We start from the raw sequence: 15,814 nt of genomic DNA on the forward strand, positions 1-15,814 counted from the left end.
AATTTCACACCTCGTAATTATTTTCACTTAATAATCCTTTAGATTTCCTCTCAAATTGAATTCCATTTAAAAGCATTCCTGCCCCAATTAAAACGACACAAGATGCTCCTATCAAAGCAGTATTAAAATTATGAGTAAATGATGATAAGGCTCCAGCAAGGATTGGTCCTATCAACTGTCCAATAGCAAAAATAGCGGTCAGAATGCCAATTGTTCGATTACTATTAGATGGATTCATTTGCCGTCCTAATGTGGTAGCAAGTGTAGTGATACCCATAAACGTTGCTCCAAATAATAAAGCACTTATGATAAAACTAGTTTTTGAGATCCACAAAGCTGGCATCGCCATACCCAAGGATTGCAATGCCATTGCAAGAACTAAGGATTTAACGTATCCCCATTTTTTAGCAAGTAAAGACCAGGTTAGACAGGATGGAATCGCAGCCAAACCAACCATCATCCAAACTAAGGTGGCACCTTTATGAAAGGATGAGGTCGTTTCAGCGATTGATACGATAAACGTTCCTGTAACAATGTAACCCAATCCTTCTAAACCATAGGCGATAATCAACCAGATAAGCCATTTAGTAGGTGGGACCTGTGCAAAATTTTCTTGTTTATTTTTCATCTCAATTCCGTTGGAGATCTCATCAAGCCAGATCCATACGAAGAAAGCAAGTATTCCACTAACAACAGCTAGTCCTGTCCAAGTTCCTTCCCACTGATATAAATGGTTTAAACTCGGAATAAATAGACTGGATAAAAAGATTCCCAAACCTACCCCTCCATAAAATAAACCAGACCAACAGGTTTTGTTTATAGCAGAAAGTTTATCTAACACGATACCAGAGGCAAGGACCAACACATAAGCACTGGAAACCCCCGATAGAAATCGAAGTACATACCAAAGGATATGAGAATGTGTTAGACCCATTGTGGCAGTGGTTAATATATTGACAATAAGACATATTCTCAAGGAAATCGTTCTAAATTGTTTTAAAGGAATAGCACCTGCTAGAACTGCTCCAAGAAAATATCCTGCGTAATTACTTGAGGCTACATAACCAGCAACTGTATTTGAAAAGGAAAGATCTTTTTGCATAAGCGGAAGAATGGGAGTATAGGCAAATCTTCCAATCCCCATCGCAATGATTAAAGAAAATATTCCCCCTATTAAAAAAAGATAAGTTTGTTTCTTCAAATTAAAACCTCCAAATATAAAGCATATCTTTATAAGCTATAATGAACCTGTTAGAAATTGTGCTTCTCCTAGTCCGAAACTCCAGTCGGCATCGCTATTTTCTGATATAGAAACGATCAAATCTTGTGGTGAAATCCCACAATCAGATTCAAGATAATGGGCAAGAAGTGAGTATAAGGTTTCTTTCTGTTTAACAGTTCTTTTTTTACTAACAATACTAATAATTACAAGGTCTTTGCTTCTTTTAAACCCCAGTCCTGTATCCTCAATTATTAGCTCATGCGGCGGGTGTTGATGAACTATTTGATAACGGTCACTTTCAGGCACTTGGAAAGCTTCCACCATCGCACGGTGAGCCGAATCTAATAATTTTTTTAGCGTTTCTTCGTTTCTACCTTCTATTAAATCAAAGCGTAATAATGGCATTTTTTGTGTCTCCCTTCAAATTTCAATAACGTTTTTAGAATGTGTATTTTTACAAATATTAACCTCCAGTTAAAATGTAGTATATACAAATCATATCGCTTTTTTGTTATATGGTATAATACTTAAAAATGATATTTGGTATCACTATAATTGATGGCAAAGGATATTTCAAATTAAGGAGAGATTATTTTGGATTTGCATACATTAAAAATATTCCAGACTGTTGCAAAGTTGGGAAGTATTTCGCAAGCAGCAAGAGAACTTCAATATGCACAGTCTAATATCACTATGAAAATTCAGCAGTTGGAATCGGATCTTCAAACAACCCTTTTTCATAGACATAATCGTGGTACTGCTTTAACAGCCAAGGGAAGCATGTTATTAACATACACGGAAAAAATATTTGATCTTATAGAAGAAACAAAAAGTGTAATGAACGATGATCAAACACCATGTGGTCCGTTAATTATTGGTTCAATGGAAACAACCGCAGCAGTTCGCTTACCAGCCCTGCTTTCAAAGTATCATAAAGACTTTCCAGATGTTGATTTAACTTTAAAAACAGGATCTACTGAACAAAATATTCAAGGAGTTTTACAGTATGAACTTGATGGAGCATTTGTGGCTGGACCTATTGAACACCCCGAACTCATTGAAAAGGAAGTAATTGAAGAGGAATTGGTACTCATTACCGATACAATTCATCCCCCTATTTCTTCTTTTAAAGATATACAAACAAGGACGCTGCTTGTATTTCATGCTGGATGTTCTTATCGAGAAAAACTTGAACAATGGTTACGTCAAGAGGGGGTAATTCCCAAAAAGATAATGGAATTTGGAACACTGGATGCAATCGTCGGGTGTGTATCTGCTGGTCTAGGTGTAAGTATGGTTCCACAAAGTGTTGTTACAAAGCATGTACAAGACGGAATCCTTAGACAGCATTCCATTCCGAATTTATATGGAAAAGTCAAAACAGTATTCATCTATCGAAAAGATAAGTACGTACCGACGTCTTTATTAAAATTTATTGATCTGTTAAGTCATTAGATGAGATTGTTAATTAATAGAAGCATAATTTAAGGGATTAGGGATTATTTTAATTAAAAAGATTGTGAATAAGGCTTCTGTTAATGCGGATTTTAAATACTTGTTTCCTTTTTTTGTTTTGGATGATTTCCTTTTACCTGCGCTTTCATTATATCCTGGTACTAATGCTGCCCAAGAACATAAATGTGAAGAACCAGGAAACTGTTTTTTAATATTTGTTCCGATTTCAGCTAGGATTTGCTCAGCCATCCGTGTGGCAATGCCAGGAATTGAATCGAGTCGTTCTATATCTTCTTGATAGGAACTTACTCTTTGGGCTACCTCTTGATCTAACATCTCGATTTGTTCACTTAGGAAATCAATGTGCGTTAAAATAGTTTTTAACATTAATCGTTGATGGGGGTTTACATACCCTTTAAGAGCGATCTCAAGTTCATCTTTTTTTCGTTTCAATGTACGCTGAGCGAGGTTTGCTAGTTTCTCAGGATCATCTTCACCATCTGCAATCGCACGAAGCATATTCTTTGAAGAAACTCCCATAATATCAGAAACAACTGATCCTAGTTTGATATTCGCTCCTTCTAATACTTTTTGAATGCGATTGTGTTGTCTGGCACGTTCTTCAATAATACTCCTACGATAGCGAACAAGTTCCCGTAACTCACGTTGATTTCGATCTGGAATAAAACTAGCTTTGAGTAATCCATGACGTAGAAGTTGTGCAATCCACTCTGCATCTTTGACGTCTGTTTTACGACCTGGGAGTGCTTTCATATGTTGAGCATTTACAACTAAAAACTCAATTCCTTCGGACTCAAGTAAATTAACAATAGGTTTCCAGTAAACACTTGTACTCTCCATTGCAACGTGGGTATACCCATACTCCTTAATCCAATCAATTAGTTTTAATAGAAAAACTGTTTTAGTTGAAAACGTTTGGATCTCCTTTCCTTCTGGTGTCATAATACAGGCGGTAAAATTGTCCTTATGGACATCCATACCACATGCTCGTTCAATGATTACATCCATTGAAATTTTCCTTTCTACGGCTACTATTTTTAGAGGCTGGTGCAACAACCAGAATAGGATTAATCTACTATGAGTGCTTCCCTTAAGGGAGCGACAGTCTGTGATGCACCGAGGTCGTTGGAGTCAGACTAACGGATGGGCTCTAACGCACCATAGTGTATCGACCTTCCTCTCCCAGCCGTAGAATCATTATTGACGGTTTTAAACAATTTTCATTCTCTGTGGTGCAGCGCTTGCGCTGCATGGGTGGCTAACGGGTGCTTATCTTGAATAAGATTTAAGCAATGATCTTCAACAATAGGGCGCTTTTCTGGAGTAACGAAAAAAGTCCAATTTCTCAATTTTAATACTGAGAAAATTGGGCTTTTTAATATTGTAATTTCCTCAACGTTGTAAATCCGCATTTTCCTAACGCTACCCCTATATATGGGAATAAGCGTATTAATCGGAAGTTTTATTGGCGGTTACGGTTCTCATTTACTACCCGAGCACGGCATTAACTTGGTTTATGGTATCCTTGCGATCGCAGCAGTTATTCTAATGTTTATCCCTAAAAAAGGAATTGACGATGTTCGTATAGAGCAAATTTAAATTAATAAATGGCTGGCTGTGGTTCTTGCATTTATTGTTGGGATAAGTGCGGGTATAGTCGGGGCAGGAGGTGCCTCCTTTTTTCTCTTATGCAATTGGATTTTGCTTTTTTCAAATTGTTTTAGCAAACCTTTTTGATAATGAAGGAGACTTCTTGAGTTATAAGAATTGGTTCTATACCATTCTTTTGCTCTTATTAATTTTCTTTAAGAAGCACTTTGAAAAAAAAGTTGGGCATTCTTAATCTTATCTTAACAATGGTGGTTAATAATAGTCTTTGAAATTGAGAGGAGGTATAGCGATGCAAAACCTCAGCATTTGGTTTGCATTTACAGCAGGAATATTCTCTTTTTTTTCCCCTTGTATATTCCCTTTAGTCCCAGCGTATGTTTCACATTTAACAGATTCCAGCTTCAAAGACGGTAAAGTTATGGCAAATAAAAGGGTATTACTCATTCGCTCGCTTAGTTTTATTTTAGGATTTAACGTAATATTTGTGGCCATGGGTGCTTCGGCCAGTTTTATTGGGCAAGTAATAGCACAATATCGAGATTTGGTTGAGAAAATCAGTGGGATCTTAATTATATTATTTGGCCTTCAAATGGTAGGTGTCCTAAAGCTTCGTATATTAATGATAGAAAAGCGTGTTGAAACAGATCCCAATAAAAAGGTGAGCTTTTTTCGCAGCTTTCTTATTGGAATGGCATTTGGTTCGGGATGGACTCCATGTGTCGGGCTTGCTTTGTCTTCCATTTTGCTTCTTGCAAGTTCCACAAACACCGTATACGCAGGAATGGGGTTGTTATGGATCTATTCTATGGGATTGGGAATTCCATTTATTTTGATCTCGTTTCTTGTTACCTATTCCTTAAAATGGATGAAAAAAATAAATAAATGGCTTCCAGCACTTTCAGTCCTTAATGGCTGTGTCATGTTAATTTTGGGGGTTTTATTGTTTACAGGCCAAATGGCGAAAATCAGCTCTTATTTATCTGCTTTTACTAGTTAACTAAGGAAGGTGCCTATTAAAAATGAAAAAAATCGATCCAATGATTCCACCAATCGTTTTATTAATTGGACTTCTGGGGTGGGCTATATTTGATCAGAATTCGAAGATAAACACTGAGAGTCATATTGAGAAACCCTCTATATCAGCTATATCAAAAGATGCAGAGAAATTAGGTATCCAAAAGGGAAATATGGCGCCTGATTTTAAGTTGACAACAATAAATGGAGATGATGCTAAACTTTCCAATTATAAGGGGAAAAAAGTCATTTTAAACTTTTGGGCAACATGGTGCCCGCCATGTAAAGCTGAAATGCCAAATATAGAAGAGTATTATAAAGAAAATAAAGATAAAAATGTCATTGTACTTGCCGTTAACTTAACAACAGCAGAGAAAAATAAGGATAATATTCAGCAATTTATAAAAGATCACGGTTTAACATTTCCTGTCTTATTAGATGAAAAGGGGAATGCAGGAAATTTGTATCAGGCTTTTACCATACCAACTAGCTATTTTATTGATATAAAGGGTATTGTACAACAAAAAATAGTGGGGCCTATGAGTAAAGAGACAATCGAAACACTAGTGTCTAAAATAAACTAGAAAGTGGTAAATTAATTATTTTAGTTGTTAGTAGAATTTAAAAATAAAAAATATTGTAGAGGTTTATTAAAAGGAGAGACACAATAATGAAATTTACACTTGCTGACTCAGGAGCTTTTAAAAGTCATTTTGAATTTGGTGATTTATCTATTTCCGGAAATTCAGACATCGGTTATCGACCTGTAGAACTTTTAGTATCATCTATTGCAGGCTGCAGTGGCGGTGTATTCCGGAAAGTTTTGGATAAGAAAAGGATAGCTTATACTGGTATTGAAATTACATCTTCTGTTGAACGTAATGAGCAGGAAGCAAATAAAATTACAAAGATTGATCTTCACTATGTAGTTGAGGGGAAAGGTTTAAATCTTCAACAGCTTCATAAATCACTTGAAGTGGCCTTGAAAAACTGTGGAATGGCTCAGTCAGTAAAGGGTTCTATTGTACTAAATGAAACAGTTGAAATTCGAGAATTAAATTAATGTACCATTGAAAAGTAAAAACAATTTAAAAATAAACAATCCTAATTTTAAAGTGGAAATTGATACGATTGACATATAAATCATTTTTTTAAATATATACCTATGATGGTATTTGGAAATTGATCTTTCGTACTATCCATCTTTAAATGGTGGAGTCCAATTAAATGAATCAAATTACATTATACACAACTTATACCATATTGTGAAAACCGTCTGATTGTATGTAGTGATAAAAAGCTAAATAGCTAGAACGTAAAATGTTCGAATGAGTATACGGTAACTTTACATACATTGAGAATATTATAGTGTTTTTATCTTGAAAGGAGTTGGACTAAATGAGTGGTCATGGACATCGATTTAATCCTGATAAAGCGAGTAAATTACTTGATCCAAAAAGAAAACAAATTATTGCTCCTGAAATGGTTATGGAACTTTTTGAGTTGAGACGAAGTGATGTCGTAGCGGATCTTGGAGCGGGGAATGGGTATTTTACTGTTCCACTTGCAATTAATACTGATCAAACAGTTTATGCAGTAGACATAGAGCCTAAAATGTTACATTTTCTACAAGAACATGCAAGGATGAAAAATGTCAAAAATATTAAGTATGTAGAATCCAATCTGGAGAGTATTCCAATCAATGATGGTGAGGTAGATAAAATCCTTATTGCTTTTGTTATTCATGAAGTTCCAGATCGACAGAAAGTTTACAATGAGTTAAAAAGGATCAAAAAGCAGGAAGGTAAAATAGTATTAGTGGAATGGCAGGCAGTAGAATCTGAAATGGGTCCTTCACTTAAAGAGAGAATTCCTTCAGAAGAATTGCAAAAAGAACTTAAAAAAAATGACTTTCAAGTGGAAGTAACCGAACTTAATAACCAAGTATACGCTATTTCAATTCAGTAAACTTTATTGAACATTTTTAAAAATGGCTGCTGGTCAATGCCTGCAGCCTTTTATAGTAACAATAATTAAGCATACTATACCTCTTCCTGCTTTTAATTTTGTTAAAAATAATTTATATAGTTTTGATTGCCAACGAATTTGTATCCCATTCCTCTGACTGTTTCTACATATTCTGTCTTTGTCTTTTTTTTCAATTTTTCACGCAAATTTTTAATATGTACATCTATTGTTCTATCGGTTACTGTTTTTTCATTGTTTTCATAAATGTATGAAAGAATTTGGCTTCGAGTTAATATTTGATCGGGGTGCTGCATTAAGACATGTAGAAGCCTATACTCAAAATTCGTGAGATCGAGCAATTCTCCATTTATTTTGACCTCACCTTTTAAGGGTTTTATCGTAAGACCAGAGAAACTTATTTTATTACATCTGCTAGCCGTTCTTCTTAGAACGGCTTCAATTCTCACCATTAATTCCCCTGGACTAAATGGTTTAACGATATAATCGTCAGCCCCCAATTTAAACCCATGGATACGTTCCTTTTCAGAAGCCTTTGCTGTTAGCATAATGATGGGCATTTGGCTTTTTAAATCATTCCGCAACCACACGCATATTTCTTCACCGCTTATTTTAGGAAGTACTAAATCAAGTAGTAAAATACAAGGATCATACTGTTCAATCATCCTTTTGGCTTCAAATCCATCTTTTGCTTCTAAAACTTCATATCCTTCCTTTTTTAAATATAACCCTACAAGATGACGAATTTTATCATTATCTTCCACAACTAAAACTGATTTTCCAATCAAATTAGTAATCATAAAGACTCATCCTTTGATATAAATCTCTAAAAAATGATAACATTATTCAACCTAAATGCATAAAGAAACGTGAATAGTAAAAATACATTTTAAAAGCAAAGCAAGTTTAATTAAAAAAATATCTCTTGATTACAGTGTTAATTCTTATTGTAATTAACATGTAGACCGAAATCTATTTGCAGACTTCATTTTTTTCATCAATCCATATTAATTATTTATTTTATGATTAATCTGTAACCAACTTAATATTGATAAATCCAAAAATATTTAGGGAAAGATAATTTTTGAGTTCAATGAAAACCCGTTCGAAAAAGTACACTTTTACGAACAGGTTATTTTTGCCCAAAAAGGGCTGTTTTTTAAGTTCGTATAAGTCTAAAAATCATTTTTGAACGTCCGTGAGTTTTAAACCACTTTTACGAACATTTTGATAGAATAAGAGATAGAATTTTCAGGAAAGGGAGTAAAAAATGGACGTTCGGAAATTTGGGTCATACGAGTCAGCAGCAAAGATCAATAGGAAGAAACTCGTCAGAAAAGGAGCACTTACGGGAAAAGAGCCTTTTTGAAAAAATCTATGGAGTCGGCAAATTATTAGGCAGCCCGCATTAATCCTATAGGCGAGTAGTTTTTTAAAATACAGAATAATAAAAATGGACCCTGGTGATATTTGAGCATGGTTCTTTTTCTTAGGTAGTGCAGGAGAAGGAACAGTGACTTGTCTGCAAAATGAAATTAGAAGGGGAGCTAAATTCTTTCCAATTTTGGAAAAGTATTATCAATATTGCTAAAGTGGTAAGTTCGATCATTACTATGTTTTGCAGTGCACCTTGGCAAAAATGAAAATAAATAAAGAATTTTAATAATGAAACTGTAGATTTTATAAGGTTTACAGAGTTGGCATAAATTTTGCATATAAAGATTTATATACAACTAATAGGAAGAAATAAAAACGGCAACATTTCAGATTACTAAAATAGGAGGCGTAATAATAATGAACTATTCATCAAAACTAGTAAAAGTAAATAAAGATCCAGGGCATGGCTCACACATCACCCCTGTTTATATGACTTCAACATTTGTTTTTGATAATGCAGAAGTAGGAGCACAACGCTTCGCAGGAGAAGATCCAGGATTTATGTATTCACGCCTGGGAAATCCAAATGTAAGAGAACTGGAAGAGAAGGTAGCGGCATTGGAATTTGGTGAAGGTTGTTTGGCTTTCTCATCTGGTATGGCTGCCATAACTGGTTGCCTTTTGGGTGTTTTGCAGGCAGGAGATCACGTTGTTGCACACACAGCGTTGTATGGGGCGACGCACGCGTTTCTAACTAAAACGGTAAAGAAATTTGGAATTGATGTAACATTTGTACCGTTTAAGACAGGGGATGAGCTTGAACCACACATTACAGATAGAACGAAAGTGGTCTACTTTGAAACCCCTTCCAATCCTACGCTTTCCTTAGTGGATATGAAGAGTGTAGCGGCGATCGCTAAGCAAAAGGATATCTTGACTGTTGTTGATAATACGTTTTTATCCCCATACTTACAAAATCCTATTCTATGCGGCATTGATATTGTCATCCACAGTGCAACAAAATATTTGTCGGGTCATGGATATCTTATTGGCGGACTAGTGATTTCCAGCAAGGAAATTATTGATCCGATGAGAAAAGAAGTGCAGAAGACTATGGGAGCAAATTTGGCGCCTATGGATGCCTGGCTTCTCTGTCAAGGGATACGGACATTGCACATTCGCATGGATCGTTCACAAGAAAATGCACAAATTTTGGCTGAACGCTTGGAAAAACATAAGGCTATAGAGAAGGTTTATTTTCCAGGACTAGCAAGTTTTGAAGATAAAAATATCATGGAGAAACAAATGAAAGGTCCTGGAGCAATGATTTCTTTTGTCTTGAAGGGGGGATACGAAACAGGCGTTAAACTTATGAATTCAGTAAAACTGAGTACTTTAGCAGTTTCCCTAGGGGATGTAGGTACATTAATTCAACATCCAGCTTCGATGACACATGCGATAATCCCTAAAGAGGAAAGAGAAAAAGCAGGTCTCTATGATGGACTCGTTCGTTTTTCGGTTGGAATTGAAGATGTAGAAGATATATGGAAGGATCTCGAAATGGCATTAGAATAACGGTGCGGCTTCTGGGGTACCGGTCGGGCGGGAGTAATCAAGCCGGGGATAGGATTAAACCGGCAGGGAAAAGCAGGGAAGTTTGAGCTGGCGAATAATGGAACTATCTTTCTTGATGAAATAGGAGATCTCCCTCTTTCCCTGCAGCCTAAACGTCTTAGGGTATTAAAGGAAAATGAGATTGAAAGAGTGGGAGGAAACAAATCCTTCCAACTGTCTAATATTCCCAGGCCAATCATATTGGATTAGCCATTGTTCTAATTGTGGATCCATAGTTAAGTACGAACGACTTAAGTTCGAACAATACTTACAAATGAAGTACTGGAGAAAGAAGGGAATGTCGTCCCTCTTCTCCTTCAATAACTTTGTATGCAGCGGGATCACATTGATTCGATAATATAAATCCTCACGGAATGTACCGTTTTGAACCATTTCTTCTAAATTGCGATGTGTAGCTGTTATCTTACGAACATTTACAGGTAGTTGTGGAGTATATGGTGAATATAGCAGAATTGGATGTACTTGGCTTTCATGATCTTCCGGATTATTTGTACCAAATTCAAGCACCTATTCATACCGGAGGGTTAAGTTTAGATGAGATGGTGGCCGAATATGAAAAATCTATTATCCAAAGTTTCTTCTTAGGTGGTCAAGATCGAAAAGATAAGGAAAAAGTAGCGGAAGAATTGAAAATTAGTTTATCGACACTTTATCGTAAGCTAGAACGATACAATCTAAAAGTTTGATCACTTTACCTAAGATTGCAAATTTTATTTGCAATCTTTTTTCGTCTCCGTGGGGGATATTTCGAATATTTGGAAATATTTTTTTCAAATTTGGGAACCGAAAAACAGTACGGAGAGGTAGGTTATCACTATATTCTTCGCGGAAATGGGAATTTCTCAACTCGTTCGATAGTAGGAATGTTGAATTAACAAGGATTTAATTTTGGCACAACTCTTGCATAATAAGATAACGAAAAGGAGGAGGTGGAGTCCATTTGAAAGTATAGAAAGAGTTTTCTGAATATTAAAATGATACAGAAAAGTAAAACTAATAATTTGCAAATCATCCATTCTTTTAAAAATTTTAGGGGGAAATTATTTATGAAAAAGAGTTTTATCATTATTGCTTTCTCGATACTCGTAGCATTTGTATTATCTGCATGCGGAAATGCCGAAAATCCGGCAGCAAGTCAACCAGGCAAACAGGCAGATGAGAGTAGGGATTTGCTAGAGCAAATTAAATCGAGTGGGACCATTAAAATTGGAACAGAAGGAACCTTTGCACCTTTTAGCTACCATGATTCTTCAGGGAAGTTAACCGGTTTTGATGTTGAAATCGCGGAGGAAGTAGCAAAAAGACTTGGTGTAAAACCAGAATTCATTGAAACCCAATGGGACGGTATGTTCGCAGGACTCGATTCAAAGCGGTTCGATATTATTGCCAATAATGTAGGAATTACTCCTGACCGCCAGAAAAAATACGATTTTTCAGTGCCGTATATTCAGTCAAAACCTTTCTTAATTGTTCACAAGGACAATAATACGATTAAATCATTTGAAGATTTGAAAGGAAAAAAATCAGCTCAGACATTAACTAGTAACTATAAAGATATAGCAGCATCTTATGGTGCTGAGATTGTTGGAGTAGAAGGTTTTAATCAATCCATTGATTTATTACTTTCAAAACGTGCGGATGCGGTTGTAAATGACGGACTATCCTACCTAGATTTCAAAAAGCAAAAACCTGATGCACCGATTAAATCTGTAGCAGAACTTGATGAACCGGCAAAAATGGGAGTAATGATGAGAAAAGGGAATAAAGAATTGGTAGAGGCCGTAAATAAAGCGCTTTCTGACATGATGAAGGATGGTAAATATTTAAGTATTTCACAAAAATACTTTGGAAAAGATGTTTCAAAATAGGGAGGGTTCTACATGTTTGCTGACGAAAGAATGGTCCGAATTGTTGACATCATTGTAAATTCCTTTTTCCCGATGTTAAAAGCTGGGGTTGCGTTTACGGTTCCCTTGACATTAGTATCCTTTTTTCTGGGACTCCTTCTTGCTTTACTTACAGCATTAGCTCGAATCTCGGGAATTAAACTTCTGGACGCTATTGCAAGATTTTATGTATGGGTGGTTAGAGGAACACCGCTGCTTGTTCAGTTGTTTATCATTTTCTATGGCCTTCCGAGTATAGGCATCACGATTAGCCCCCTTCCTGCTGCGATTATCGGTTTTACGATTAGTGTTGGCGCCTACAACTCAGAGATTATTCGTGCGGCTATACTCTCCATTTCCAAAGGTCAATGGGAGGCGGCTTATTCTATTGGGATGAGCTATCCGCAGGCATTAAAAAGAATTATTCTCCCTCAGGCAACAAGGGTATCTGTCCCGCCTTTGGCAAACAGTTTTATTAGCTTGGTAAAGGATACATCGTTGGCCGCTTCCATTACGGTGACTGAAATGTTTAGAGTTGCTCAGCAAATTACCGCAACAACCTATGAACCATTGGTACTCTATTGTCTAGCAGGATTTATTTATTTGATTTTCAGCTCCGTTCTTTCGAATGCACAAGGACAGATGGAAAAACGACTCGATCGTTATGTGACGGGCTAATTTGATAGGGGGAAATATACATGATTGAAATAAAGAACCTGCATAAACAATTTGGACAAACAGAGGTTTTAAAGGGAATCGATCTAAAAATTGAGGAAGGCAATACAGTTTGTATTATTGGGCCATCGGGTTCAGGGAAAACAACCTTGTTACGTTGTCTGAATTTATTGGAAACGCCTACAAAAGGGACCATTAAGCTTGGAAAGTTTTCTTTGGATTTTCAGGATAAAAAACCAGTTCCAAAAGATAAGGTGATTAAGTTCCGTCAACAAACGGGTATGGTTTTCCAAAGTTACAATTTGTTCCCCCATATGACTGCACTTGAAAATGTTATGGAAGGTCTTGTTTACGTTCGTAAACAAGACAAGGAAGCCTCTCGTACGAAGGCTCTTCAATTGCTCGAAAAGGTAGGATTATCGGAACGGGCGAACCACTATCCATCCCAGCTATCCGGTGGACAACAACAACGTGTAGGAATTGCACGGGCGATGGCAATGGAACCTGAAGTTCTGCTTTTTGATGAACCTACTTCCGCGTTAGATCCTGAGTTAGTTGGTGAGGTTCTAAAGGTCATGAAAGAACTTGCTAAAGAAGGAATGACCATGGTTGTAGTGACACATGAAATGAATTTTGCGCGTGAAGCAGCGGATAAAGTCGTATTTATTGATAAAGGTGTAATCGTTGAAGAAGGAACACCTCAACAAATTTTTGAACATACAGGGCATGAACGGACATTACAATTTTTAAATAAACTTTGTTCATAGGTAAGGGCCGGTACCCCCAAGCTGCGGAAGAATGGAAAACTCGTTACTCGGCACTTTCCCGCAAGTTAGAACGACAGAATCTTATAACTTTACCCTAGGATTGCAAATTTCAATTGCAATCTTTTTTTGAATAATTAAGAAAATATTTTCAAACTTGGGAATCGAAAAACAGTACGGAACGGCAGATTTACACTATATTCATAGCGAAAATGATAAATATGTTCATCTTTCTGATCAAGTTATAAAAAATGAATATAAAAAGTATCTTCAAGGGAGAGAATATACGAATGAAATTACCAAGAGTAGCAACTAATCGGAAGCTCATTACTAGTACAGCCATTATCAATCACAATATCTCCGCCTTCAATTCACTGCTCGAGCAGCACGTTCAATATGGATACCTTCATTCTTAAAATGCTCCTGCGTTTCATTAATTGGCGCAGGAGATTCTTTTATTGGTGTTTTGGACCTTCGTATTAAATAGCAGGTTATTAGAAAGGTAGATAATTAAAATTTTAACTTAGCGTATAATATACATTATATTCATTTAAACTACCAAAATCTTATGATATACTCATCATATAATGTTTATTTTGGGTCAATTTGATATGATTTTTAGAGGTTTAAACTCAGCATATAAGTTAAGAGGTGAGATCCATGCTGGAAGAGTATATTGCCAATCTTCAGAAAAAAGACAAGACCTCAAAAACCGTTATTTCCTATCGTAATGATATCCTTATCTTTTTAGAAGATTTACATATTCGGCCTGATGGTTTTGTGACAGCAACGGATGTAAGAAAATGGATTCATGGGTTGTTACATCCACAAGAGGGGAAACCATTGGCTATTACCACCATTAATCGTCGGTTAAATGCTTTGCGCAGTTTTTATTCCTGGGCCGTTAAACATAAGAAGCTGCAGCATAACCCGATGGTAGAAATTAAAAATATCAAATCAGCTGATGAAGATTCCGAAAAAATCATGTGGCTGACAGAAGAAGAGTTTGAAGATCTTTTGAATCGTGTAAGAAAGACACCGGTCAAAAGCAGAGGAGTAGATCCAGAAGAAAAATATTGCCGGGATCGAGCCATTATTTATTTATTAACATACGCTGGTTTGAGGGTAGATGAACTTTCAAACGTAAAGCTAACCGATCTTGATATGGAATTGCGACGTATTCGGATAGTTGGGAAAGGACGGAAGATTCGGACGGTGCCCATGTCCAATACCTTATGGCAAGAACTGTACGACTGGTTAATGTTTAGAGCAGAAATGTCAAACAGGAAACCTCATGTAGAAGAATCATCCTATGTATTTTATAGCCAGCGATCACCCCAATTTACGGTTCGTGGAATTCAGGCGATGATTGAAAGTTACAGCTTACCGAAGAAAAAATTAACACCCCATATGTTCAGGCATACATTTTGCAAATGGATGTTAAAAGCAACCAATAATGACATTGAAAAAGTTCGAAGATTAGCAGGACATAGTAATATTTCGACCACTGCAAAATATTTAAGAGATTCCTATAGTGATTTGGCGGATGCTGTTGAAGCTATGCCGAAATTTTAATTATTAAGATGATCTAAGTTAGTAAAGGTATACGACATTAAATTGAAAAGTACCAATATATAATAGAAGAAATTCGTAAAAAATTGACCATCGGGAGCATAGGCTATTTAGTATTCAACAATCGGGCCATATTCTTGTGCGAAATGTTTCTAGCTCAAATTGAGGATGGTCCCATCTCTCAGGTAAAGGCTAGACAGTTCCGTTGGAACTGAAGGATTATATCGAAGAGTCAAATGATAGAGTAACGTCTTGAAGGGCTCTCTCTGCGTCGAATAGCACTTGATTTAGTAAGAATGAAAGTGTTATAAGCTCGGCAAAAAGGCGTAAGAATTTACCGTATCAGTTCGGCTGACGAAAGCCTACCCGAGGGGGTGGTGTAAATCATGATGCTTGAGTTGAATGAATAAGGTGAGAATGCTTAAAAACCTACAGTAAAAGGTAAAGCTGACGAACTTCTGAATGTACGGGTCTAAAATGGCGATACATAGAAATGTGTATATCACTTAATGTGAGGATAGCTGTGGATGAGTAAGACTAAGAAATATGAAAATCCATGATGTGTTACAGGCACATGATCGGCTAACAGGCTTACA

General features: G+C 36.3%; 16 protein-coding genes and 3 pseudogenes. 14 read left to right on the top strand and 5 right to left on the bottom strand.

Annotated elements, in window-relative coordinates; all coding sequences use genetic code 11:
• Nucleotides 1-4: 4 nt before the first annotated feature.
• Complete coding sequence (locus J2S10_RS05225; RefSeq protein WP_307405056.1) at nucleotides 5-1,201, bottom strand: YbfB/YjiJ family MFS transporter; 1,197 nt, start codon at nucleotides 1,199-1,201, stop codon at nucleotides 5-7.
• 36 nt (nucleotides 1,202-1,237) lie between these two features.
• Nucleotides 1,238-1,627 (bottom strand): tautomerase family protein, encoded by a 390-nt coding sequence (locus tag J2S10_RS05230; protein ID WP_307405058.1) that lies wholly within the window; start codon nucleotides 1,625-1,627, stop codon nucleotides 1,238-1,240.
• A 189-nt stretch (nucleotides 1,628-1,816) separates the two neighbouring features.
• Between J2S10_RS05230 and J2S10_RS05235 the strand changes: the two genes are divergently transcribed.
• Complete coding sequence (locus tag J2S10_RS05235; RefSeq protein WP_307405061.1) at nucleotides 1,817-2,677, top strand: LysR family transcriptional regulator; 861 nt, start codon at nucleotides 1,817-1,819, stop codon at nucleotides 2,675-2,677.
• Between the two features lie 72 nt (nucleotides 2,678-2,749).
• On the opposite strand, the pseudogene J2S10_RS05240 reads toward J2S10_RS05235, so the two are convergent.
• Nucleotides 2,750-3,706 (bottom strand): annotated as a pseudogene (locus J2S10_RS05240) (IS110 family RNA-guided transposase); the annotation flags it as partial.
• Nucleotides 3,707-4,117: 411 nt separating this feature from the next.
• Here J2S10_RS05240 and J2S10_RS05245 point away from each other — a divergent pair.
• From J2S10_RS05245 to J2S10_RS05265, 5 genes and pseudogenes are all read left to right on the top strand, one after another.
• Nucleotides 4,118-4,387 (top strand): annotated as a pseudogene (locus J2S10_RS05245) (TSUP family transporter); the annotation flags it as partial.
• A gap of 211 nt (nucleotides 4,388-4,598) precedes the next feature.
• On the top strand, nucleotides 4,599-5,306 hold the full coding sequence (locus J2S10_RS05250) for a cytochrome c biogenesis CcdA family protein (RefSeq protein WP_307405065.1): 708 nt from the start codon (nucleotides 4,599-4,601) through the stop codon (nucleotides 5,304-5,306).
• A 22-nt stretch (nucleotides 5,307-5,328) separates the two neighbouring features.
• Complete coding sequence (locus J2S10_RS05255; protein WP_307405068.1) at nucleotides 5,329-5,907, top strand: peroxiredoxin family protein; 579 nt, start codon at nucleotides 5,329-5,331, stop codon at nucleotides 5,905-5,907.
• An 86-nt stretch (nucleotides 5,908-5,993) separates the two neighbouring features.
• Nucleotides 5,994-6,386 carry an OsmC family protein gene (locus tag J2S10_RS05260; protein WP_307405070.1) on the top strand — a complete coding sequence of 131 codons (393 nt, stop codon included), beginning with the start codon at nucleotides 5,994-5,996 and terminating at the stop codon, nucleotides 6,384-6,386.
• Nucleotides 6,387-6,721: 335 nt separating this feature from the next.
• Complete coding sequence (locus J2S10_RS05265; protein WP_307405073.1) at nucleotides 6,722-7,291, top strand: class I SAM-dependent methyltransferase; 570 nt, start codon at nucleotides 6,722-6,724, stop codon at nucleotides 7,289-7,291.
• Between the two features lie 101 nt (nucleotides 7,292-7,392).
• On the opposite strand, the gene J2S10_RS05270 is transcribed toward J2S10_RS05265, so the two are convergent.
• On the bottom strand, nucleotides 7,393-8,109 hold the full coding sequence (locus J2S10_RS05270) for a response regulator (RefSeq protein ID WP_307405074.1): 717 nt from the start codon (nucleotides 8,107-8,109) through the stop codon (nucleotides 7,393-7,395).
• A 994-nt stretch (nucleotides 8,110-9,103) separates the two neighbouring features.
• On the opposite strand from J2S10_RS05270, the gene J2S10_RS05275 reads away from it, so the two are divergent.
• Nucleotides 9,104-10,261 carry a trans-sulfuration enzyme family protein gene (locus J2S10_RS05275; RefSeq protein WP_307405076.1) on the top strand — a complete coding sequence of 386 codons (1,158 nt, stop codon included), beginning with the start codon at nucleotides 9,104-9,106 and terminating at the stop codon, nucleotides 10,259-10,261.
• A gap of 51 nt (nucleotides 10,262-10,312) precedes the next feature.
• Nucleotides 10,313-10,468 (top strand): annotated as a pseudogene (locus J2S10_RS05280) (sigma 54-interacting transcriptional regulator); the annotation flags it as partial.
• Here the strand turns inward: J2S10_RS05280 and J2S10_RS05285 are convergent.
• Nucleotides 10,427-10,693: an AAA-type ATPase lid domain-containing protein gene (locus J2S10_RS05285; protein WP_370876147.1), complete on the bottom strand. Its 267-nt coding sequence runs from the start codon at nucleotides 10,691-10,693 to the stop codon at nucleotides 10,427-10,429. The pseudogene J2S10_RS05280 and the gene J2S10_RS05285 sit on opposite strands and share 42 nt — an antisense overlap.
• A gap of 65 nt (nucleotides 10,694-10,758) precedes the next feature.
• On the opposite strand from J2S10_RS05285, the gene J2S10_RS05290 reads away from it, so the two are divergent.
• The 6 genes from J2S10_RS05290 to J2S10_RS05315 all read left to right on the top strand — a co-directional run bounded on the left by J2S10_RS05290 (nucleotide 10,759) and on the right by J2S10_RS05315 (nucleotide 15,221).
• Nucleotides 10,759-11,007, top strand: coding sequence for a helix-turn-helix domain-containing protein (locus tag J2S10_RS05290; RefSeq protein WP_307405079.1), 249 nt, complete (start codon nucleotides 10,759-10,761; stop codon nucleotides 11,005-11,007).
• 360 nt (nucleotides 11,008-11,367) lie between these two features.
• Nucleotides 11,368-12,189, top strand: a complete 822-nt coding sequence (locus tag J2S10_RS05295; RefSeq protein WP_307405081.1) for an amino acid ABC transporter substrate-binding protein — start codon at nucleotides 11,368-11,370, stop codon at nucleotides 12,187-12,189.
• Nucleotides 12,190-12,201: 12 nt separating this feature from the next.
• Complete coding sequence (locus tag J2S10_RS05300; RefSeq protein ID WP_307405084.1) at nucleotides 12,202-12,885, top strand: amino acid ABC transporter permease; 684 nt, start codon at nucleotides 12,202-12,204, stop codon at nucleotides 12,883-12,885.
• 20 nt (nucleotides 12,886-12,905) lie between these two features.
• On the top strand, nucleotides 12,906-13,649 hold the full coding sequence (locus J2S10_RS05305) for an amino acid ABC transporter ATP-binding protein (protein ID WP_307405087.1): 744 nt from the start codon (nucleotides 12,906-12,908) through the stop codon (nucleotides 13,647-13,649).
• A gap of 287 nt (nucleotides 13,650-13,936) precedes the next feature.
• Nucleotides 13,937-14,062 (top strand): hypothetical protein, encoded by a 126-nt coding sequence (locus J2S10_RS05310; RefSeq protein WP_307405089.1) that lies wholly within the window; start codon nucleotides 13,937-13,939, stop codon nucleotides 14,060-14,062.
• Between the two features lie 244 nt (nucleotides 14,063-14,306).
• Complete coding sequence (locus tag J2S10_RS05315) at nucleotides 14,307-15,221, top strand: tyrosine-type recombinase/integrase (RefSeq protein ID WP_307405091.1); 915 nt, start codon at nucleotides 14,307-14,309, stop codon at nucleotides 15,219-15,221.
• Nucleotides 15,222-15,814: the final 593 nt, after the last annotated feature.

Source organism: Neobacillus ginsengisoli, assembly GCF_030813055.1.